This is a genomic window from Anaerococcus sp. AH8042_DFU013_CI05 (assembly GCF_047936775.1).
Classification (GTDB): Bacteria; Bacillota; Clostridia; order Tissierellales; family Peptoniphilaceae; genus Anaerococcus.
In genome coordinates, this window is sequence record NZ_CP175954.1 from 584,923 (window position 1) to 603,827 (window position 18,905).

The following is an 18,905-nucleotide window of genomic DNA, read 5'->3' on the forward strand; positions in this document are numbered from 1 at the left end:
TTTTATTTTTTTTATTTTTAAGTTATAATAGAATCAAATACAAATAGTAAAGGGAATATTATGTTTGACAAATTTAAAGACTTCATTGGTATAGACGACAACTATGATGATTACGATGACGAACAACTTTATTATAATAATAATGAAGAAGAAGATAGTAAAACTACTACAAGGACTGCTTATACAAATTTACTAGAAGATGAAACTACAGAAAAAAATGGATCTGTTACTTATGAAAGTGGCTATAACAACTCAAGCTCATCATTTGGATATGATTCTAAAGATTATAATAATGATTCATTTTCTACAAGCACCTCATCAAATAATTACCAAAGATCATCAAAAAGAGGAGATAATATAGTTAGCATGACAGAAAGCAATTTTACAAATAAATCATCTATGAGAATATCAATTCAAGAGCCTCTTGATTATGAAACAGATGCACCAAGTGTAATAAATGATATACTTGATAAAAAAGTTGTTGTTTTAAACCTTGAAATGGTTGATGCTGATATGAGACAAAGAATTTTTGATTTTGTTTCAGGTGCAGTTTACGCTCTAGATGGAACAGTTGAAAGAGTTACAAAAGGTATTTTTGTAATCAGTCCAAAAGGTGTAGAAGTAGATAGCACTGTAACAGAACAAATTTCAGATGGAAACTATAACCAATTATAGGGTGAAATCTAATTATTTCATATGAGTTTGGAATATAACTTAGATTTTATAAATGATAAAAGTAAAAAATCATCCATTAAAAAAGCTATATCTATTTTAGAAAGATCATATTATAAAAATATTGAAGAATATAGCTTTTTTTTGGACCCTTTTGAACAAGAAGTTATAGAATCTATTGCAAATAAAAACAAAATAGATATAAAATTTGTAGGCGGTAATGATTTGGCAGAGCGCAAAATATTTATCGCCAATTTCTTTTATGAACCAATTGATGAGTCAAATTATATTAATGTTTTAAAATTTAACCATGATGGTCTAAGCCACCCTGATGTACTAGGTTCATTAATGAGCTTAAACTTAGAGAGAGAATCTATAGGTGATATAGTCATTGATGAAAATGCTTGTGAATTTGCTATATTAAAAGATGAAGCTAATTTTGTAAAATACAACTTGACTAAGATAAAAAATCAAAGCATAAATGTAGAAGTCAAGAACAATAACGAATTAGAAATAAAACTTGATGATTACATTAACTACAATGGTTTCGTATCATCATTAAGACTGGATAATATAATATCTGAGTTTACGAATACTTCAAGATCAAAGGCGAAAGATTTAATAAAAGCAAAACTTGTAAAAGTTAACTACGAAATCATAGATGATCCTAGTAAGTTAATAAAAGAAAATTCGATGATATCTGTAAGAAGAGAAGGCAGATTCATATTTGATGAGATAACTGGTTCTAGTAAAAAGGGAAACTCGCATATTACATATAGGAAATTAAAATGATAACATATATAATTTTTATCGTAATAGGATTAATCCTAGATAGAATAACCAAGATTTATGCAATAAACAATTTAATAGAAAAGCCTTATAACGGTACATTACTCAATTTTACTTATCTTGAAAATAGAGGTGCGGCATTTGGGATTCTTCAAGATAGTAGATTATTTTTTATAATATTAACATTAGCTATAGTGGCTGTTTTAGTATATTATTTTATAAAGAATTATAAGAAAAATCCTATAATTTTAAATATAGCCCTAGCAATGATTATATCAGGAGCTATAGGTAATTTTTATGATAGATTATTCCAAGGATATGTTGTAGATTTTATAGAATTTGCTTTCATAAAATTTCCAGTTTTTAATATAGCAGACATATTTGTTACGATTGGAAGTCTACTGATGATTATCTATCTATTATTCTTAGAAGAAAGTGAAAAAATATGAGTGTAAATATTGGAAATGATTGGGATATAATTTTGGCTGACCAATGGGATAAAATATATTATCAAAATCTTAGAAAAAAACTCATTGAAGAATATAAAAATTACACTATTTATCCTGATATGTATGATATTTTTAATGCTTTAAAATCCGTTTCTTATGAAGATGTAAAAGTAGTTATATTAGGTCAAGATCCATACCATGGTCCAGGGCAGGCACATGGTTATGCTTTTTCTGTAAAAAAAGGAGTTAAAACACCACCATCATTGGTTAATATTTATAAGGAAATGCATGAAGATATAAATACTTATATACCGAATAATGGAAATTTAGAAAAATGGGCTAATCAGGGAGTGTTATTATTAAATACATCGCTAACAGTAAGAGCCCATGAAGCAAATTCTCACCAAAAAATCGGATGGGAAATTCTTACTGATAATATAATAAAAAAATTAAATGATAGACAAAAGCCAATAGTTTTTATTCTTTGGGGTAGAAATGCTCAATCAAAGGAAAAGTTAATTACTAATACAAATCATTTAATTATAAAGTCTACCCATCCATCTCCACTTTCTGCTAATAGGGGGTTTTTTGGTTCTAAGCCATTTTCAAAAACAAATAATTTTTTAAAATCTATAGGACAAGAGCCTATTGATTGGCAAATTGAGAATCTATAAATGATTCTCAATTATTTTTTTGCTTAGATTTAAAATATTTTTATAGTTATAAAGGTAATTTTCTTTTATAATTAGTAGATTGGGGTCAACGGTCATTTGACTTTGGTTTTCTAGATTAAAAGTATTTAAAGCTACATAACCTGTGTTTTTACTATCAAATCTCCCAAATAAAATTTGTATATTGATTTCTACATCTTTTTCCTTTGTTCTTAGCTCATAGTTAACAGAAGAAAAATATGATTCGGATAGAACTTCTGATGATTCTAATTTTATCTGGCAAATATCGTTATTAATCCAAACCGATTTAAGGCTAAGATTACCTAAATTTAGATTTATAGAAAGTTCCGTATGAAAATAATCACCAATATTTGACAGTCTTTCTGTAGATATTAAGTCATTTTCATTATGAATCATAATTGGTTTAGGTCTTTCTCTTTTCTTAATATCTTCAGTCAATTTACTAATCACTTTGTATCTACTAGGATCATTTCTAAAAATCCCAATGTGTTTTTCTATATCCATTAGTTTCATAGATTCAAAAGTAAAGTATTTTCTATGATAAGCTATAATTTTATATATATCTATAGTATCAGGAAATATTGGATTAAGATTATACTTATCAAGTCTCATATTTAAAAAGGGTATATCGAATTTATCTCCATTATATGTTATGATTTTTTTATCCTTGGTTACTTTCAAATAAATTTCCAGTAGTCTTATCTCTTCAGAATTATCTTCTGCAAAGTATTGCATAATATAGGATTTATCACCCTCAAAAACTATAAGTCCTAGTAAAACAAGATTATCATGAATGGCATCTAAGCCTGTAGTTTCAATATCTAATATTATCTCATCAGTATTTAAATTTTCTGGGAAGTATCTTTTTTTATAAGTTATCATGGTACTATTATACTTGATTTGCCATCTTTAGTTTATCTAATATAATATTATAATTAGGGAAATCTTATATTAATTATTAGCAAAGTTAAGAGGTTTATATGATATATTTAGACAATGCAGCAACTACAAAAATTTATAAAAAAGCACAAGATGCACGTACTTATGCAGAGGATGAAGTTTTCGCAAACTCTTCATCACTCCATAGTTTTGGGCTAAAATCTAGCAATCTTTTAAGAGAATCAAGAGAAATTGTAGCTAGTATAATTAGATCAAATCCAGATGAAATTTATTTCACCAAAGGAGCTACAGAAGCAAATAATATTGCAATATCATCAATGAGTGGAGAAAACAACATTGCAATCACATCATCAATTGAACACTCCTCAGTATATGATAGTTTTAATAATTATCCTTATAAAGATATTATTTACTTAAAAAATGATAGATATGGATTTGTGGACCTAGATGATTTAAAAGAAAAATTAAGTAAAGATGTTAAGCTAGTATCTATAATTTATGCTAACAATGAAATAGGAACTATTCAGGACATTAGAAAAATTAGTGATATTGTAAAATCTTTTGATAAAAATATCTTAATTCATCTAGATGCTACGCAAGCATTGGGAAAAATTTCTTGTGATGTAGGAGAACTAAAAGTTGATTTAATGAGTTTTTCAGCACACAAATTCCACGGACCAAAGGGAGTTGGAGGACTTTATGTTAGAAAAGAAATTTTATCAAAGATAAAAGCAGTCTTACATGGAGGACACCAACAAGTTGTATCAAGCGGAACTGATAATCATCCTGCAATCTATGCAATGGCAACTGCATTAAAAGAGCAAATAGATGCTGATGAGTTTAATTATGTCAACGATTTAAATCAATACATGAGAACATTAATCGATAACAATATAAGTGATTATATATTTAATACTCCTAGTGAAAGTTATTCTCCTTATATATTAAGTATTGGATTTGCAAATATAAAATCAGAAGTACTACTTCATATGCTTGAGGATAATGATATATACGTATCAAGCGGATCAGCTTGTTCAAAGGGAAATAATAATAGGATTTTAGAAGCTTTAGATGTGGATGATAAATATAGTGATGGAGTTATTAGATTTTCTTTTGCTGGGGAAAATACAAAAGAAGAACTAGAGGAAACTGTCAAAGTTTTAAAAGAATCAATTGATGAAATAAGAAGGGTTATGTAATGGAATCACTTTTAGCAATTAGCTTTGGAGAACTTTTTTTAAAGGGAGCCAATAGAAAATATTTTTTTGATAATGCACGCAAACATATTCTAGCAAATATTAAAAATATAGGCTATGAAGACACCTATGTAGAAAGTGCTAAGCTTTATATCAAAGCTGAAGAAAGTAAGTTTGACGCTTTGGTAAAAGAAATAGAAAAAGTTTTTGGTATTGCTTATATAGATGAAGTTTATAAAGTAAATAAAAATATTGATGAGATTTTTCAAGCAGCAAAATATATCATAAATAAAGATTATAAAGATAAAAATTATACTTTTAAAGTTGAAACTACAAGAGTTGATAAATCTTTTGAATATGATTCACCTAAACTTAATGCACATCTAGGAGATTTGCTTTTAGACGAATTTAAAAATTTATCAGTTGATATTCATAATCCAGATTTTAAAGTATATGTAGATATAAAAAATAATGCTTATGTCTATACAAATAGACACAAGGGTCTAGGAGGATTACCTATAGGAAGTAGTGGTGAAGGTTTACTATTACTTTCTGGAGGTATAGATTCACCTGTGGCAGGATTTATGATGGCAAAACGTGGAATGATGGTTAATGCCGTTCATTTTCACTCTTATCCTTTTACATCTAAACAAGCTCACCAAAAAGCTGAAGACTTGGCTAGACTAATGTCGCAATACACTGGTCCTCTTAAAGTTTTTTCAATCAATCTAGCAAATATTTATAAGAAAATAGCAACAAATTGTGATAGACGCGAAACAACTATTTTATCTAGAAGATTTATGATGAGAATATCAAATAAACTTGCAGATAAATATGGATTTAAGGCATTTATCACTGGAGAATCACTTGGTCAAGTAGCATCACAAACACTTGAATCTATTTCTGTTATTGAGGACTCAGCAAATTATCCAATCTTACGACCTTTAATTGGTCTTGATAAACAGGATATAATCGATACTGCTATTGATATTGGAACTTATGAGAAATCCATAGAGCCTTTTGATGATTGTTGTTCAATATTTGCTCCAGATAAGCCAGTTACAAAACCAAAACTTAAATATATCGAAAGATCAGAAGAAAATCTTGAGATAGAAAGACTAGTAGATGAAGCATTAGAGACAGTAGAAATTATAGAAATTTAGGTTTTTATTTGACAAATAGCTACTAAAATAGTATTATTTTATGGTAAACCGCTCAGTATGGGTACTGATCACCTAATCTGGCGAGAATTTAAGAATAAGGAGGAGCCCATGTACGCAATTATCAAAACAGGTGGCAAACAATACAAAGTATCAGAAGGGGACTTAGTAAGAGTTGAAAAACTACCTTACGAAGTAGGCGAAACTGTTGAATTTGATGAAGTACTATTAGTTGCTAACGATAGCGATGTAAAAGTTGGAGCACCAACTGTAGAAAACGCAAAAGTATCTGCAACAATAGAAGATCAAAACAAAGACAAAAAGATTGTTGTTTTCAAATACAAACCTAAAAAAATGTATAGAAAAAAACAAGGTCACAGACAACCTTATACTTTAGTTAAAATTGATAGCATTTCTGCTAATTAATGATTAAAGTATATCTAGTTTACAAGGAAGACACATTTAAAGGATTTGAAATTACTGGTCATGCTGATTATGATGAGCATGGCAAAGATATAGTATGCGCTGCAGTATCTATGCTTGCATACACAACTGTAAATTCTCTTGATAGTTACGATTATAAAGTAGAATTTAGTGATGATGAAGAAACTATGAAACTACTAGTAGAAAATCCATCTCACGATTCAGAAGTAATTTTAAATACTTTTAGTACAGGTATTATGACATTAACACAAAGTTATAGTGACTTTGTAGAAGCCTATACAACAATTATATAAGGAGATATGAAATGATATTAAATATTAATTTACAAAGATTTTCAAGTAAAAAAGGGGTATCTTCTTCTAAAAACGGTAGAGATTCAGAAAGCAAAAGACTAGGAACAAAAAGAGCTGATGGTCAATTTGTAAATGCTGGAACAATCATCGTTAGACAAAGAGGAACAAAAATTCACCCAGGTAACAATGTTAAAAAAGGTGGAGATGATACTCTATATGCATCATGCGAAGGAATTGTAAAATTTGAAAGAAAAGGACGTGACAGAAAACAAGTTTCTGTTTATCCAAAACAAGATATTGCTTAAAAAATTTAAGTCTGCCTTTTCGGCAGACTTTTTTTTCATATGAAAGGAAATTTGTATGATAGATTTTGCAAAAATAAGTCTAAAAGCTGGAGATGGCGGTAACGGCGCTGTAGCTTGGAGACGTGAAAAATACGAACCGACAGGTGGCCCAGCTGGTGGTGATGGTGGAGATGGAGGTAGCATAATAATAAAAGCTACCAGAAACCTATCCACACTTGATGATTTTAAGTACAAAACTAAATATAAGGCTGAAAATGGAGAACCAGGTGGAAAATCTAAAAAGTTTGGTAAAAAGGGTGAAAATCTGATTTTAAAGGTTCCAGTTGGTACCATCCTAAGAGAAGCTGAGACTAACACCATCATTAAAGATTTTAAAATAGATGATGAAGAGTTTATAATTGCAAAAGGTGGTAAAGGTGGTAGGGGCAATGTTCATTTTAAAAACTCTATCCGTCAAGCACCTAGATTTGCAGAAAATGGTAAAAAAGGTCAAGAAATTGATCTTATTATGGAACTCAAGGTTCTAGCGGATGTTGGACTAGTAGGTTTACCAAATGTAGGAAAATCCACATTAATTTCTGTAATTACATCTGCAAAGCCTAAGATAGCAAATTATCATTTTACAACTATTGACCCAAATCTTGGAGTTGTAAACATCGATAATGAGCGTTCATTTATAGTAGCTGACATTCCAGGTTTGATTGAGGGGGCTAATGAAGGCCAAGGTTTAGGTCATAATTTTTTAAAGCACATTGAAAGATGTAGAGTGTTAGTTCATCTTGTAGATATATCAGGCATAGAAGGACGTGACCCTATTGCTGACTTTAAACTTATAAACGAAGAGTTAAAACTATATAACGATAAACTTTCTGAAAAGCCTATGATAGTAGCCTTAAATAAATCTGATTTAGATTTTAATGACAATGCTTCTAAATTTATTGAAGAATTTAAAGATGATTACAAAATTTTTAAAATTTCAGCAGCTACAACAAATGGTATCAAAAATTTATTAGATGCAACATATGATTTATTATTAGAATCCGAAGAAAGCCAATATGATTTAATCGAAAATGTAAATGAAAGCTTTCTTGAAGAATTTTACAATAAAGAAATTGAATTTGATCTTCAATTTGCAAAAGATAATGAAATATTTGTTGTATTTGGTAAAAGAATTGATAATCTATTGGAGAGGGTAAATCTAGAAGACTACGATTCTAGAATGTACTTTGAAAGCAAGCTTCGTGAGATGGAAGTTTTTGATAAATTAAAAGAAATGGGAATTGAAGAAGGAGATAGTGTCGCAGTAGGTGACATTGTCTTTGAATACTACGAATAGGAGAAAAAATGCTTACAGGAAAAGAACGTGCAATGTTAAAATCTGAAAGTCATGATTACAAACCAGTTATAAATATAGGAAAATTTTCATTAACTGAAGATGTAATAAAAGCAACAGATGAAGCATTACAAGCACGCGAATTAATAAAAATTAAAATTTTAAACAATAATATGGATGATCCAAATGAAATTTTAAACGAATTGCTAGAAAAATTAAATGCAGAATTTGTAAATCATGTGGGTAATATATTTACTATATACAGAAAAAATAAAGATAACAAATTTGGACTTTAAAGGAATAAAATGAAAATAGGACTATACGGCGGAACTTTTGACCCTATTCATGTTGGCCATCTAATTGTTATGGAAAATACTTTAAATTTTATGGATTTAGATAAAATAATTGTGCTTCCTAGCTCCAATCCGCCACATAAGCAAAATAAAAAAAAGACTGATACCAAGATTAGAATTGAAATGGTAGAAGCTGCTATAAGAGATAATGACAAATTAGTTTTGTCTACTTTTGAAGCAAATGATAATAGTGTAATCTATACTCATCAAACTTTGGATTATTTTAAGAATAAATATCCAGAACATGAATTTTACTATATCATGGGTGAAGATTCTTTTATGACTATTGATTCATGGAGAAATTACGAAAAAATTTTAAATGACAATCTCGTAGTTTTTGCTAGAACTAGTATAGAAGAGGATAGCGATTTAGTAAAAAAAGTTGACCTAATAAAAAAAGATAATTCTAAAATATTTTTAATAGATAACTTAAACATTAATATATCTTCTACATTGATTCGTGAATTGGTAAAAAAAAGTAAAAGCATCAAATACCTAGTTACTGAGCCTGTTAAAGAGATAATAGAGGAGTATCACTTATATGTTTAATCTAAATCTTTGGCAAGAGAAATTAATTAATGATATTGGAGAAAAAAGATTTAAACATTGTGTAAGAGTAATGGAGACTGCTTTAAAGCTAAACGATAGTTTAGATGATGACAAAGTCAAAACAGCAGCTATTTTGCATGACTGTGCCAAGTATAACGAAGAAAAATATTTGAAATTGTATGGGGTTAATATAGATTCCTACCAATTACAGTTTAAGGCGGTTTTGCATTCTTTTTTAGGGGCAGAAGTTGCAAAGAAAGAGTATAATATTAATGATAGTGATGTTTTGGATGCAATAAGATTTCATACTACAGGAAAAGCTGATATGACTGATTTAGAAAAAATAATATATCTGGCTGATGCTATAGAACCAAAGAGAGATTATCCAGATGTAGATCATTTAAGAAAACTAGTAAAAGATAGCTTAGATGATGCGTTAATCTTTTCATTAAATCATAATTTAAATTATATTATTAAAAAAAATGATTTGATTCATCCACTCACAATTGAAGCAAGGAATTTCTTAATTAAGGAGAAAAATGAATAAATTAGATATTATATTAAAAGTTTTAGATGATAGAAAAGCTGAAGATGTAAATGTATTAGAACTAAAGGATTCATCAATTGCTGATACCTTTGTAATAGCTACTGGTACATCTGTTATTCAAACCAAAGCTTTGGCAGACTATATAGAAGAAAAGCTTGAAGAAAATGGATATTCTCTTCTATCTAAGGAAGGTCTTAGAGAAGGGGAATGGATTTTAATGGATGCAGATGATATCATAATTCACATTTTCACACAAAGACAGAGAGAATTTTACGGTATAGATGATTTATGGGAAGAGTAATTTTCTCATAAATCTTTTGGTATCATAATAATGGAAAGTAAAAATAAAGATAAAATTATAGTTGGTTTAATTATTGCCCTAGCTGTAGTTTTGGGAAATAATTTTATGAAGGAAAAATCTCGTGATTTACTTGATAATAAAGTATCTTTACTAGAAAGTGAAGAGAATTTTAATATTGAAGAAGCTGATGAAGATAAAGCCAAACAAACTAATGACATAAAAGTACATATAAGTGGCCAAATAAATAGAGAAGGCGTCTATGAAGTAAATGATGGTGATAGGCTTGAGGATTTAATAAAACAAGCTGGTGGTCTAAGTCCAGATGCAGATAGTAAATCTTTAAATTTAGCAATGAAACTAGAAGATCAGATGAAAATATACATACCTAATAAAAATGAAATTGTAGAACAAAATACTACAGATACTGATCAATTAGTTTCAAAACCTGATTCCATTAGTACAGATGGGAAAATAAATATTAATACAGCTAGTAAAGAAGAGCTAATGAATCTACCTAATATAGGAGATAAGAGAGCTCAAGCTATAATAGATTATAGGGATACCAAAAAATTTGAAACAATTGAAGAGATAAAAAATGTTACTGGCATTGGCGAAAAATTTTACCAAGCCATGCAAGATTTAATAACAGTATAGGTGGTTAAATGAAATTATCGACTAGAAGTAGGTATGGATTAAGGGCAATTTGTTACCTAGCTGAAAACGAAGATAAGGGATACATTCCAGTATCTGAAATTTCAGAAGAACTAAGCCTTTCGGAAAATTATTTAGAGCAATTAATTAGAATACTTAAAAATGAGAAATTAGTAGAATCTATTAGAGGTCCAAAAGGTGGTTATAGGCTTACAAGAAATCCTGATCAAATAACAGTTGGAGATGTTATAAGAGTTTTGGAAGGTAACTGGAATGTAACTGGTTGCTATAAAGATGGTCATTGTGATGATAATTGCAATGCTTATTTTGCTTTCTATAAAATAGATGAAGCGATAAACGATACAATTGATTCCATTACTTTAGATGTAATTTTAAATAACAGACTTGAGGTAAATAAATGAAAAATTTAGGAATGAATGATCTAAGAAAATCTTATATAGATTTTTTTGGAGATGAAAAGGGACATACAATATTAAAATCTTTTCCTTTAATCCCACAAGATGATGAATCATTACTTTTAATTAACGCAGGGATGGCACCACTAAAACAATACTTTACTGGTGAAAAAAAGATAAAAAACAATAGAGCAACATCATCTCAAAGATGTGTAAGAACAGGTGATATCGAAAGAGTGGGGAAAACTGAGCGTCATGGAACCTATTTTGAAATGCTTGGTAACTTTTCATTTGGGGATTACTTTAAAAGAGAAGCAATTACATGGGCTTATGAATTTTTGACAGGAAAACTAGAAATTGCTCAAAAAGATTTATGGGTAACTGTTTACTATGAAGATGAAGAAGCTTACAATATTTGGAAAGATGAAGTAGGAATTAGTCCTGATAGAATACTAAAACAAGATAAAGATGAAAATTTCTGGGAACTTGAAGTAGGTCCATGTGGTCCATGTTCTGAAATTTATGTTGACAGGGGAGCTGATAGGGCTATTGATGAAAATGATAATGCACCTGGAAATGATGATTCAGATAGATTTATGGAAATTTGGAACTTAGTATTTACTCAGTATAACAAAGATGCTGAGGGAAATTATACTCCGCTAGCTCATCCAAATATAGATACTGGTATGGGTCTAGAAAGAATCGCAATGATTCTACAAGGCAAAGATAATATCTTTGAAATTGATGTTAACCAAGATATCATCTCTGAAATTGAAAAAATTTCTGGAGCAAAATACAAAAGTGATAAAAAATCTGATGTTTCTATAAGAGTAATTGCTGACCATGCAAAAGCAATGACATTCCTAGTTTCTGATGGAGTTTTACCATCAAATGAAAAACGTGGATATGTTTTAAGAAGACTTATAAGACGTGCTTATCGACATGGTAAACTTTTAGGTATAGATGGGGAATTCTTATCTAAGATTGTAGATGAAGTAATTGAAGCCTATAAGGTTGAATATGAAGAGCTTGTTGCTAACAAAGAAAATATCATAAAAGTTATTGTAGAAGAAGAAGAAAGATTTCAACACACTATTGATTCAGGACTAGAAAGATTAAATTCATTGATAAATGATATGAAATCATCAGGACAAACAGTTCTTGATGGTAGTGAGGCATTTAAGCTTTACGATACTTATGGCTTTCCACTTGATCTTACCAAAGAAATCTTAAGTGAAGAAGACTTTGATTTGAATGAAGATAAGTTTAATCAAGAGATGGAAAACCAAAGAGAATTAGCTCGTAATGCCCGAAAATCGGATTCTGGTTGGTCGCTAGATAATATCGTAACTGATGGAATTAATCCAACAGAATTTATTGGATATGAAATCTTAAAGACAGATGCAACAATTACAAATATTTTTGATGAAAGTGAAAATATATCATCGCTAAGCCAAGGTGAAAGTGGTATAGTAGTTTCTGATAAGACTTCATTTTATGCACAAGGTGGTGGCCAAGTAGCAGACACTGGATTCATATATAATGAAAATACTAAGGCTAAAGTTACAGATGTTCAAAAGAAAAATGATGTATACTTCCATAGTGTAGAAGTTATAGAAGGAACAATTGAGTGTAAGCAAAATTATACTTTTGAAGTTTATAAAGAACGCAGATACGATATAACTAGAAATCACTCAGCAACTCATTTACTTGACCAAGCGTTGCGTGATGTTTTAGGTGATGATATAAGTCAAGCAGGTTCTTTAGTAGATGAAAATAAACTTAGATTTGATTTTACTTATAATGAATCTTTAACTAATGATCAAAAGCAAAGAATTGAAGATATTATAAATGAAAAAATCAGAGAGCAATTACCAGTAGATAAACGAATAGTTAGCTTTAATGAATCTCAAGAAATGGGAGCGATAGGACTATTTGAAGATAAATACAAAGAAAATGTAAGAGTAGTATCCATTGGAGATTATTCAAAAGAATTATGTGGTGGATGCCATGTAAATAATTCTTCAGAAGTTTTAATCTTTAAAATAGTTTCAGAATCATCTGTTTCAGCAGGCGTTCGAAGAATAGAAGCAATTACTGGTAAAAAAGTTTATGAACTTATGCAAGCTCAAAAACAAGAATTAGATAATGTTGCTGATATTTTAAATGCAAATCCAAATGTAATCATCCAAAAAATTAATTCTTTAAAAGAAGAAATAGAAAATCAAAAAGACGAAATTAAACGATTAAAATGTTCTTCTAATAAAGATGTTTACAAAGATTTAGAAAAATCCATTGAAAATAAAGACAATGTAAATATAGTAATTCATAAATTTGATAATGCGACAATGGATGAGTTACGTGATTACGAAAATAGATTAAAAAATAATTATGAAAATCTGTTGTTAGTATTTGCAAGCGTGATAGATGACAAAATCATATTTACAGTAACCGTTGATGATAACTTAACTGATAGATATGATGCAGGTAAAATTGTAAGAGAAATTAGTCAATTAGCAGGTGGTAATGGCGGAGGCAAGAAAAATTTTGCTCAAGCTGGAGGAAAAGATATTTCTAAAGTTGATGATGCTTTAAGTAGAGCTCATGAAATCATTTAAAGGAGTTATTATGACTGAAAAACATAACTTTAATGAAACAATAGCTTTCAAACCAGAAAGAGAAGATCAAAAGGATATCAGAGAGATTCTAACAACTGTTTACAGTTCCCTAGAAGAAAAAGGATACAAACCATCTAGCCAAATTGTTGGTTATTTACTTTCAGGCGATCCAACATATATCACAGCTCACAATGGAGCACGAAAATTAATTCGTGCTGTTGACCGTGACGAAATATTAGAAGAATTATTAAATAATTATATCAATGACTAGGATAATGGGTCTTGATGTGGGGGATAAAACAATTGGGGTTGCATTAAGCGACCCTATGTTTTTGATAGCAAATCCACTAGAGACAATAAAAAGGAAAAAAGCTAGTCTAGATATTCAAAGACTTGTTGAATTAATAAATGAAAATGATGTAGAAGAAATTGTAGTTGGCCTACCTAAAAATATGAATAATTCCATTGGACCTCAATCTATGAAAGTCATGAGCTTTGTCGATTTATTAAAAAAACAAACAGACAAAGAAATAGTATATCAAGATGAGAGGATGACAACAATTCAATCAGAAAGAGTTTTAATTGATATGGATGTCAGACGTGAGAATAGAAAAGAGCATATAGATAAGATAGCAGCCAGCTTCATTCTACAAACATATTTAGACAGGAGAAAGAATGGATAGTATTTTTTTATATGATGAAGATAATAATGAAGTCGAATTTAATATAATAGATACTTTCGGAGTAGATGACAAAAATTTCTGTGCTTTACAACAGTTTGATGATGAATTGATAATGATTATGGAAGTCATTAACAATGGTGATGAAGTATTATTCAAATCAATAGATAATCAAGATGAATTAGATGAAATTATCAAATTGTATGAAGAAATGAAAGAAGATGGCAATGGAAACTAATGAAATTCGCAAAATTTTTGATGATAATAATCAAAAATTTACGAGGCAAAGAGAAATAATTTTTAATGTTTTAAAGGATAGCTCTGCTAAACATGTGACACCTGAAGAATTATTTTCAAAGGTTCATCAAGAGCATAAGCAAGTAGGTATAGCAACAATTTATAGAACTTTAAATCTATTTGAAGAATTAGGAATTGTAAATAAACAAGAGTTTACTGACCAAGCTTATACCTATGAGCTTATAGATCCTATAAATGATCATCATGATCATATGATTTGCACAAATTGTGGGAAAATTATTGAGGATGAATTTTTATCAAAATCTAACTTAGCAGAATCGTTAAAAGAAAATTATGATTTTGAATTAAAAAATTATTCATTAAGAATTTATGGAATTTGCTCCGATTGCAGAAAATAATAAGGAGTAAAAATGTCAAATGAAAAGAAACTGAGAGTAATCCCTTTAGGTGGGTTACAAGAAATAGGTAAAAACTGTACACTTGTCGAATACGGCAACGATATGGTTATGATAGATTGTGGATTAACTTTCCCAAATGAAGAAATGCTTGGGGTGGATATCGTTATTCCTGATTTTACCTATGTAGAAGAAAATAAGAAAAAATTAGGTGGAATATTTGTAACCCATGGTCACGAAGACCACATAGGGGCAATACCTTATTTTCTAAAAAATGTAGATACAAATGTGTATTGTTCTAAGCTTACTAAGGGTCTATTAGAAAATAAATTTAAAGAGCATGGACTAAACCCAAATAAAATAAAAATGGTTAATGTAAATAATAAGGTAAAGGTTGGAGAATTAAGCCTAGAATTTATTAGAGTGAGCCACTCCATACCAGATTCTTGTGCAATAGCTGTTAAATCTCCAGTAGGTACAATCTTATTTACAGGAGACTTTAAAATGGATTTTACACCTATAGATGGTGATCCAACAGATATTCAAAGAATAGCTGAGCTTGGCAAAAAAGGACTATTAGCCTTATATTGTGATTCTACAAATGTAGAAAGACCAGGATACTCAATAAGTGAAAGAGAAGTAGGTGATACATTTGTAAGAATATTCGGTCAAGTATCTGGACGTATTATTGTTGCAACATTTGCATCTAATCTACACAGAGTTCAACAAATCATTTATGCAGCTGAAAGATATAATAGAAAAGTTGCTCTATCAGGTAGATCAATGATGAACAATGTAAAAATTGCCAGTGATCTAGGGTATCTCAAAGTTAAAAATAATACATTAATTGAGATGAAAAACATCAAAAATTATGCAGATGATGAAATTGTAGTACTATCTACAGGTACACAAGGTGAACCTTTATCAGCTTTAACTCGTATGGCAAATGGAGAACATAAACAAGTACATTTAAATGAAACTGATACTGTTATCCTTTCATCATCAGCAATTCCTGGAAATGAAATTGCAATAAATAATGTTATTAATAAACTAACTAGAATTGGTGTAAATATTGTATATTCATCTTTAGCAAGAGTACACGCATCTGGACACGCTTGCCAAGAAGAGATTAAACTTATGTATCAACTTGCAACCCCTAGATTTCTAATCCCCGCTCACGGTGAAGCTCGTCAACTTCATACACATGAAGAAATAGCAGTTTCTATGGGAATGGATAAACAAAATATTTACATTCTTGAAAATGGTGATGTAATTGAGTTTACAAAAAAATCTGCCTCATTAGCTGGAAAAGTTCAAGCAGGAAACGTACTAGTTGATGGTTCAGGAATAGGCGATGTTGGTAATATAGTTCTTAAGGATAGAAAACATCTATCAGAAGATGGACTAATGGTAGTATCAATTACCTTTGATAGAAATACTCAAACATTACTAGCAGGACCAGAAATAGTATCCCGTGGTTTTGTCTATGTTAAAGAAAACCAAGATATTATTGAAAATGCAAAAGAAGTTGTAATCAGATCATTTGAAAAATGCCAAAAAGAAGAAATTAGAGCTATCAGCCAAATTAAATATCAAATTAGGGAAGATTTAAAATCTTATTTATATAATGAACTTGGCCGTGATCCAATGATTTTACCAGTAATTTCAGAAGTGGAAAATAATGAAATATATAAATTATCCTCATACTAGTCTTTATTTAGAAAAACTAATTGAGGATATGGATTTTTTAGACTTGCGTGAATACGCAGAGGTTAATAATGTCCCTATAATGAATATTGAAACCAAAGAGTTTATTAAAACCATTCTTATAAGTAAAAATCCTAAAAGTATTTTAGAAATAGGATCAGCTATAGGTTATTCTGCCCTTATTTTTGATAAGTATACAAAGGCTGATATAACAACTATTGAGCTAGATAAAAGCACAGCAAAGAAAGCTAGTGAAAATTTTAAAAAGTATAATGCTGATATAAAAATAATAAATGATGATGCACAAAAAGCCTTGGATGAAATACATCAAGGCTTTGATTTTGTATTTATTGATGCAAATAAAGCTCATTATAGAGAATATTTTGAAAAAACTTCAAAACTATTAAACGATGGTGGCATAATAATTGCTGATAATGTATTATTTAAAGGAATGGTTTTAAATGATAATTACGTTGATAAACGTATGATTACTATAGTTAAAAGATTAAGAAATTACCTAGCTTATATAATGGATAGAAAAGATTTTCAAAGTACTATTATCCCTATAGGTGATGGTTTAACTTTAAGTATTAAGGAGTAAAAATGAAAAATAAAAAGGTAGAATTACTTGCCCCCGCTGGGGATATGGAAAGATTAGAAGCTGCAATAAAGTTTGGTGCAGATGCTGTATTTATGGCCGGCGACAGCTTTGGCCTACGAGCAAACGCTAAAAATTTTGATAGAGAAGCTATGAAAAAAGCTGTAGATTATGCTCATGATAATGGAGTTCGTGTTCACATTACTATGAATATAGTCCCACACGATGATGACATGATTGGTCTAGAAGATTATCTTAAATATTTAAATGAAATAGGTGTTGATGCACTTATCATCTCAGACCCTGGTATATTCTCAATTGCAAAAGAACTTACAGATATAGAGCTTCACGTTTCAACGCAGGCGTCTGTTACCAATACAGCTACTGTTAATTTTTGGCATAAAATGGGTGCCAAAAGAGTTATTTTAGCTCGTGAATTGTCATTAGAAGAGATAATTGAAATAAGAAATAATACTCCTAGAGACTTAGAAATAGAAGTTTTTGTCCATGGTGCTATGTGCATTTCTTATTCAGGAAGATGTTTATTGAGTAACTATATGACAGGCCGTGATGCAAATAGAGGTGATTGTTCTCAAGCTTGTAGATGGAAATATTCTATCCAAGAAGAAAATAGACCAGGAGAATATTATCCTATTGAAGAAGATGGATCTGGCACATATATAATGAACTCAAAAGATCTTTGCTTAATCGATGAATTGGATAAACTCATAGATGCAGGTATAGATAGTTTTAAAATCGAAGGTAGAATGAAAACTGCTTTTTATGTTGCCACAGTAATTAGATCTTATAGACAAGTAATAGATGCATATTACGAGGGAAACTATAATCAAAAAACTGTTGAAAAATATTTTAAAGAGTTACAAAAAGCAAGCCACAGACATTACACAAAAGGATTCTTCCACAAAAAACCAGATGGGGGAGATCAAATATATGAAAATTCATCATATATAAGAAAATATGATTTTATAGGCACTGTTTTAGACTATAATCCAGAAACAAAGGAAGCTATCATTGAGCAAAGAAATAGATTTTTCCCTGGTGAAGAAATAGAGATATTTGGAAATTCAAAAGATTTTTACGAATATACTATAGAAAATATGAGGAATTCTAAAGGCGAAGAGATTGAAGTTGCTAACAAACCAAAAGAAAAAATATATATGAATATAGATTTACCTTTAGAAGTAGGGGATATGCTAAGACGTGTAATTAACGAATAAAAAAAGAGCCAGATGGCTCTTTTTTATAAATTATTATTCTTCGTCTTCTGAAGGGTTTTCTGGAAGTTCATCTACTCTTGTTCTTCTACCTTCAGCTGTTGGTCCAGATACATATCCAGCTTCATCAACGTCTGTGTTTCTGTATTCTGTATCTGTATGATATTTTACATCAGGATCGCTGCTTCTTTCTGTTTCATCTAAGTTGTTAGCAACGTCTTCTAATTCTTCATCACCTTTGTATTGACTAGAGTCTGATTCTTGTCCTGTTTTAGGATCTTCTACTTTTGTTTCTTCTTCGTCGTATTTTTTTTCTTCAGTCATATTAAAAAACTCCTTTATACATTTTATAATATTATACCCA

Annotated in this window: 26 protein-coding genes; 24 read left to right on the top strand and 2 right to left on the bottom strand. The window is 29.7% G+C overall.

Annotated features, from left to right (window positions below):
• Positions 1-60 precede the first annotated feature (60 nt).
• Genes ACKRLN_RS03160 through ACKRLN_RS03175 form a run of 4 tightly spaced genes read left to right on the top strand, consistent with a single transcriptional unit; the run spans position 61 to position 2,584 of the window.
• Positions 61-675: a cell division protein SepF gene (locus ACKRLN_RS03160; RefSeq protein ID WP_416335230.1), complete on the top strand. Its 615-nt coding sequence runs from the start codon at positions 61-63 to the stop codon at positions 673-675.
• Positions 676-696: 21 nt separating this feature from the next.
• Positions 697-1,464 (top strand): RNA-binding protein, encoded by a 768-nt coding sequence (locus ACKRLN_RS03165; RefSeq protein WP_416335231.1) that lies wholly within the window; start codon positions 697-699, stop codon positions 1,462-1,464.
• Positions 1,461-1,910, top strand: coding sequence for a signal peptidase II (gene lspA / locus ACKRLN_RS03170; RefSeq protein ID WP_296141400.1), 450 nt, complete (start codon positions 1,461-1,463; stop codon positions 1,908-1,910). The genes ACKRLN_RS03165 and lspA overlap by 4 nt, the downstream gene beginning before the upstream one ends.
• Positions 1,907-2,584 carry a uracil-DNA glycosylase gene (locus ACKRLN_RS03175; protein ID WP_296141398.1) on the top strand — a complete coding sequence of 226 codons (678 nt, stop codon included), beginning with the start codon at positions 1,907-1,909 and terminating at the stop codon, positions 2,582-2,584. Before lspA ends, ACKRLN_RS03175 begins: the two co-directional genes overlap by 4 nt.
• Here the strand turns inward: ACKRLN_RS03175 and ACKRLN_RS03180 are convergent.
• Positions 2,579-3,484, bottom strand: coding sequence for a ribonuclease H-like domain-containing protein (locus ACKRLN_RS03180; protein ID WP_416335232.1), 906 nt, complete (start codon positions 3,482-3,484; stop codon positions 2,579-2,581). The genes ACKRLN_RS03175 and ACKRLN_RS03180 overlap by 6 nt on opposite strands.
• Positions 3,485-3,582: 98 nt before the next feature.
• Here ACKRLN_RS03180 and ACKRLN_RS03185 point away from each other — a divergent pair, with 98 nt between their 5' ends.
• The 20 genes from ACKRLN_RS03185 to ACKRLN_RS03280 all read left to right on the top strand — a co-directional run bounded on the left by ACKRLN_RS03185 (position 3,583) and on the right by ACKRLN_RS03280 (position 18,544).
• Positions 3,583-4,701: a cysteine desulfurase family protein gene (locus ACKRLN_RS03185; RefSeq protein WP_416335233.1), complete on the top strand. Its 1,119-nt coding sequence runs from the start codon at positions 3,583-3,585 to the stop codon at positions 4,699-4,701.
• A complete protein-coding gene (gene thiI / locus ACKRLN_RS03190; protein ID WP_416335234.1) occupies positions 4,701-5,861 on the top strand; it encodes a tRNA uracil 4-sulfurtransferase ThiI in 1,161 nt (386 codons plus the stop codon). Before ACKRLN_RS03185 ends, thiI begins: the two co-directional genes overlap by 1 nt.
• 108 nt (positions 5,862-5,969) lie before the next feature.
• Positions 5,970-6,284 carry a 50S ribosomal protein L21 gene (gene rplU, locus ACKRLN_RS03195; protein ID WP_203126512.1) on the top strand — a complete coding sequence of 105 codons (315 nt, stop codon included), beginning with the start codon at positions 5,970-5,972 and terminating at the stop codon, positions 6,282-6,284.
• Positions 6,284-6,595: a ribosomal-processing cysteine protease Prp gene (locus tag ACKRLN_RS03200; protein WP_203126513.1), complete on the top strand. Its 312-nt coding sequence runs from the start codon at positions 6,284-6,286 to the stop codon at positions 6,593-6,595. Before rplU ends, ACKRLN_RS03200 begins: the two co-directional genes overlap by 1 nt.
• 11 nt (positions 6,596-6,606) lie before the next feature.
• Positions 6,607-6,900 carry a 50S ribosomal protein L27 gene (gene rpmA, locus ACKRLN_RS03205; protein ID WP_044566230.1) on the top strand — a complete coding sequence of 98 codons (294 nt, stop codon included), beginning with the start codon at positions 6,607-6,609 and terminating at the stop codon, positions 6,898-6,900.
• A 55-nt stretch (positions 6,901-6,955) separates the two neighbouring features.
• On the top strand, positions 6,956-8,236 hold the full coding sequence (gene obgE, locus ACKRLN_RS03210) for a GTPase ObgE (protein ID WP_416335235.1): 1,281 nt from the start codon (positions 6,956-6,958) through the stop codon (positions 8,234-8,236).
• 8 nt (positions 8,237-8,244) lie between these two features.
• Positions 8,245-8,529, top strand: coding sequence for a ribosome assembly RNA-binding protein YhbY (yhbY, locus tag ACKRLN_RS03215; RefSeq protein WP_203126515.1), 285 nt, complete (start codon positions 8,245-8,247; stop codon positions 8,527-8,529).
• 9 nt (positions 8,530-8,538) lie between these two features.
• The gene (gene nadD / locus ACKRLN_RS03220) at positions 8,539-9,135 is read left to right on the top strand and encodes a nicotinate (nicotinamide) nucleotide adenylyltransferase (RefSeq protein ID WP_416335236.1); all 597 of its coding nucleotides are present in this window, start codon (positions 8,539-8,541) and stop codon (positions 9,133-9,135) included.
• The gene (gene yqeK, locus ACKRLN_RS03225) at positions 9,128-9,682 is read left to right on the top strand and encodes a bis(5'-nucleosyl)-tetraphosphatase (symmetrical) YqeK (protein WP_416335237.1); all 555 of its coding nucleotides are present in this window, start codon (positions 9,128-9,130) and stop codon (positions 9,680-9,682) included. Before nadD ends, yqeK begins: the two co-directional genes overlap by 8 nt.
• Positions 9,675-9,983 carry a ribosome silencing factor gene (gene rsfS / locus ACKRLN_RS03230; RefSeq protein ID WP_203126522.1) on the top strand — a complete coding sequence of 103 codons (309 nt, stop codon included), beginning with the start codon at positions 9,675-9,677 and terminating at the stop codon, positions 9,981-9,983. The genes yqeK and rsfS overlap by 8 nt, the downstream gene beginning before the upstream one ends.
• 30 nt (positions 9,984-10,013) lie before the next feature.
• Complete coding sequence (locus ACKRLN_RS03235) at positions 10,014-10,637, top strand: helix-hairpin-helix domain-containing protein (RefSeq protein WP_416335238.1); 624 nt, start codon at positions 10,014-10,016, stop codon at positions 10,635-10,637.
• An 8-nt stretch (positions 10,638-10,645) separates the two neighbouring features.
• Entirely contained in the window at positions 10,646-11,056 is a 411-nt protein-coding gene (locus tag ACKRLN_RS03240; protein ID WP_203126526.1) for an RrF2 family transcriptional regulator, read from the top strand.
• Positions 11,053-13,668 carry an alanine--tRNA ligase gene (alaS, locus tag ACKRLN_RS03245; protein ID WP_416335239.1) on the top strand — a complete coding sequence of 872 codons (2,616 nt, stop codon included), beginning with the start codon at positions 11,053-11,055 and terminating at the stop codon, positions 13,666-13,668. The genes ACKRLN_RS03240 and alaS overlap by 4 nt, the downstream gene beginning before the upstream one ends.
• 10 nt (positions 13,669-13,678) lie before the next feature.
• Positions 13,679-13,939 carry an IreB family regulatory phosphoprotein gene (locus tag ACKRLN_RS03250; protein WP_203126529.1) on the top strand — a complete coding sequence of 87 codons (261 nt, stop codon included), beginning with the start codon at positions 13,679-13,681 and terminating at the stop codon, positions 13,937-13,939.
• On the top strand, positions 13,932-14,351 hold the full coding sequence (gene ruvX, locus ACKRLN_RS03255) for a Holliday junction resolvase RuvX (RefSeq protein WP_203126531.1): 420 nt from the start codon (positions 13,932-13,934) through the stop codon (positions 14,349-14,351). Before ACKRLN_RS03250 ends, ruvX begins: the two co-directional genes overlap by 8 nt.
• A complete protein-coding gene (locus tag ACKRLN_RS03260) occupies positions 14,344-14,586 on the top strand; it encodes a DUF1292 domain-containing protein (RefSeq protein ID WP_203126533.1) in 243 nt (80 codons plus the stop codon). Before ruvX ends, ACKRLN_RS03260 begins: the two co-directional genes overlap by 8 nt.
• Complete coding sequence (locus ACKRLN_RS03265) at positions 14,576-15,004, top strand: Fur family transcriptional regulator (protein ID WP_416335240.1); 429 nt, start codon at positions 14,576-14,578, stop codon at positions 15,002-15,004. The genes ACKRLN_RS03260 and ACKRLN_RS03265 overlap by 11 nt, the downstream gene beginning before the upstream one ends.
• A gap of 12 nt (positions 15,005-15,016) precedes the next feature.
• Positions 15,017-16,711, top strand: a complete 1,695-nt coding sequence (locus ACKRLN_RS03270) for a ribonuclease J (protein WP_203126537.1) — start codon at positions 15,017-15,019, stop codon at positions 16,709-16,711.
• Positions 16,683-17,309: an O-methyltransferase gene (locus ACKRLN_RS03275; RefSeq protein ID WP_416335241.1), complete on the top strand. Its 627-nt coding sequence runs from the start codon at positions 16,683-16,685 to the stop codon at positions 17,307-17,309. Before ACKRLN_RS03270 ends, ACKRLN_RS03275 begins: the two co-directional genes overlap by 29 nt.
• 2 nt (positions 17,310-17,311) lie before the next feature.
• Positions 17,312-18,544 carry a peptidase U32 family protein gene (locus tag ACKRLN_RS03280; protein ID WP_416335242.1) on the top strand — a complete coding sequence of 411 codons (1,233 nt, stop codon included), beginning with the start codon at positions 17,312-17,314 and terminating at the stop codon, positions 18,542-18,544.
• 33 nt (positions 18,545-18,577) lie between these two features.
• On the opposite strand, the gene ACKRLN_RS03285 is transcribed toward ACKRLN_RS03280, so the two are convergent.
• The gene (locus ACKRLN_RS03285; protein ID WP_416335243.1) at positions 18,578-18,865 is read right to left on the bottom strand and encodes a hypothetical protein; all 288 of its coding nucleotides are present in this window, start codon (positions 18,863-18,865) and stop codon (positions 18,578-18,580) included.
• Between the last annotated feature and the right edge of the window lie 40 nt (positions 18,866-18,905).

What these genes read in the sequence shown, in the direction of transcription:
- ACKRLN_RS03275 (WP_416335241.1), top strand. Translation starts at nt 16,683, where the DNA reads ATGAAATATATAAATTATCCTCATACTAGTCTTTATTTAGAAAAACTA.
- obgE (WP_416335235.1), top strand. Translation starts at nt 6,956, where the DNA reads ATGATAGATTTTGCAAAAATAAGTCTAAAAGCTGGAGATGGCGGTAAC.
- nadD (WP_416335236.1), top strand. Translation starts at nt 8,539, where the DNA reads ATGAAAATAGGACTATACGGCGGAACTTTTGACCCTATTCATGTTGGC.
- ACKRLN_RS03185 (WP_416335233.1), top strand. Translation starts at nt 3,583, where the DNA reads ATGATATATTTAGACAATGCAGCAACTACAAAAATTTATAAAAAAGCA.
- ACKRLN_RS03160 (WP_416335230.1), top strand. Translation starts at nt 61, where the DNA reads ATGTTTGACAAATTTAAAGACTTCATTGGTATAGACGACAACTATGAT.
- ACKRLN_RS03280 (WP_416335242.1), top strand. Translation starts at nt 17,312, where the DNA reads ATGAAAAATAAAAAGGTAGAATTACTTGCCCCCGCTGGGGATATGGAA.
- ACKRLN_RS03265 (WP_416335240.1), top strand. Translation starts at nt 14,576, where the DNA reads ATGGAAACTAATGAAATTCGCAAAATTTTTGATGATAATAATCAAAAA.
- ACKRLN_RS03250 (WP_203126529.1), top strand. Translation starts at nt 13,679, where the DNA reads ATGACTGAAAAACATAACTTTAATGAAACAATAGCTTTCAAACCAGAA.
- ruvX (WP_203126531.1), top strand. Translation starts at nt 13,932, where the DNA reads ATGACTAGGATAATGGGTCTTGATGTGGGGGATAAAACAATTGGGGTT.
- rplU (WP_203126512.1), top strand. Translation starts at nt 5,970, where the DNA reads ATGTACGCAATTATCAAAACAGGTGGCAAACAATACAAAGTATCAGAA.
- ACKRLN_RS03240 (WP_203126526.1), top strand. Translation starts at nt 10,646, where the DNA reads ATGAAATTATCGACTAGAAGTAGGTATGGATTAAGGGCAATTTGTTAC.
- rsfS (WP_203126522.1), top strand. Translation starts at nt 9,675, where the DNA reads ATGAATAAATTAGATATTATATTAAAAGTTTTAGATGATAGAAAAGCT.
- yqeK (WP_416335237.1), top strand. Translation starts at nt 9,128, where the DNA reads ATGTTTAATCTAAATCTTTGGCAAGAGAAATTAATTAATGATATTGGA.
- ACKRLN_RS03180 (WP_416335232.1), bottom strand. Translation starts at nt 3,484, where the DNA reads ATGATAACTTATAAAAAAAGATACTTCCCAGAAAATTTAAATACTGAT.
- ACKRLN_RS03235 (WP_416335238.1), top strand. Translation starts at nt 10,014, where the DNA reads ATGGAAAGTAAAAATAAAGATAAAATTATAGTTGGTTTAATTATTGCC.
- yhbY (WP_203126515.1), top strand. Translation starts at nt 8,245, where the DNA reads ATGCTTACAGGAAAAGAACGTGCAATGTTAAAATCTGAAAGTCATGAT.
- alaS (WP_416335239.1), top strand. Translation starts at nt 11,053, where the DNA reads ATGAAAAATTTAGGAATGAATGATCTAAGAAAATCTTATATAGATTTT.
- ACKRLN_RS03260 (WP_203126533.1), top strand. Translation starts at nt 14,344, where the DNA reads ATGGATAGTATTTTTTTATATGATGAAGATAATAATGAAGTCGAATTT.
- ACKRLN_RS03175 (WP_296141398.1), top strand. Translation starts at nt 1,907, where the DNA reads ATGAGTGTAAATATTGGAAATGATTGGGATATAATTTTGGCTGACCAA.
- ACKRLN_RS03270 (WP_203126537.1), top strand. Translation starts at nt 15,017, where the DNA reads ATGTCAAATGAAAAGAAACTGAGAGTAATCCCTTTAGGTGGGTTACAA.
- ACKRLN_RS03200 (WP_203126513.1), top strand. Translation starts at nt 6,284, where the DNA reads ATGATTAAAGTATATCTAGTTTACAAGGAAGACACATTTAAAGGATTT.
- thiI (WP_416335234.1), top strand. Translation starts at nt 4,701, where the DNA reads ATGGAATCACTTTTAGCAATTAGCTTTGGAGAACTTTTTTTAAAGGGA.
- ACKRLN_RS03285 (WP_416335243.1), bottom strand. Translation starts at nt 18,865, where the DNA reads ATGACTGAAGAAAAAAAATACGACGAAGAAGAAACAAAAGTAGAAGAT.
- ACKRLN_RS03165 (WP_416335231.1), top strand. Translation starts at nt 697, where the DNA reads ATGAGTTTGGAATATAACTTAGATTTTATAAATGATAAAAGTAAAAAA.
- lspA (WP_296141400.1), top strand. Translation starts at nt 1,461, where the DNA reads ATGATAACATATATAATTTTTATCGTAATAGGATTAATCCTAGATAGA.
- rpmA (WP_044566230.1), top strand. Translation starts at nt 6,607, where the DNA reads ATGATATTAAATATTAATTTACAAAGATTTTCAAGTAAAAAAGGGGTA.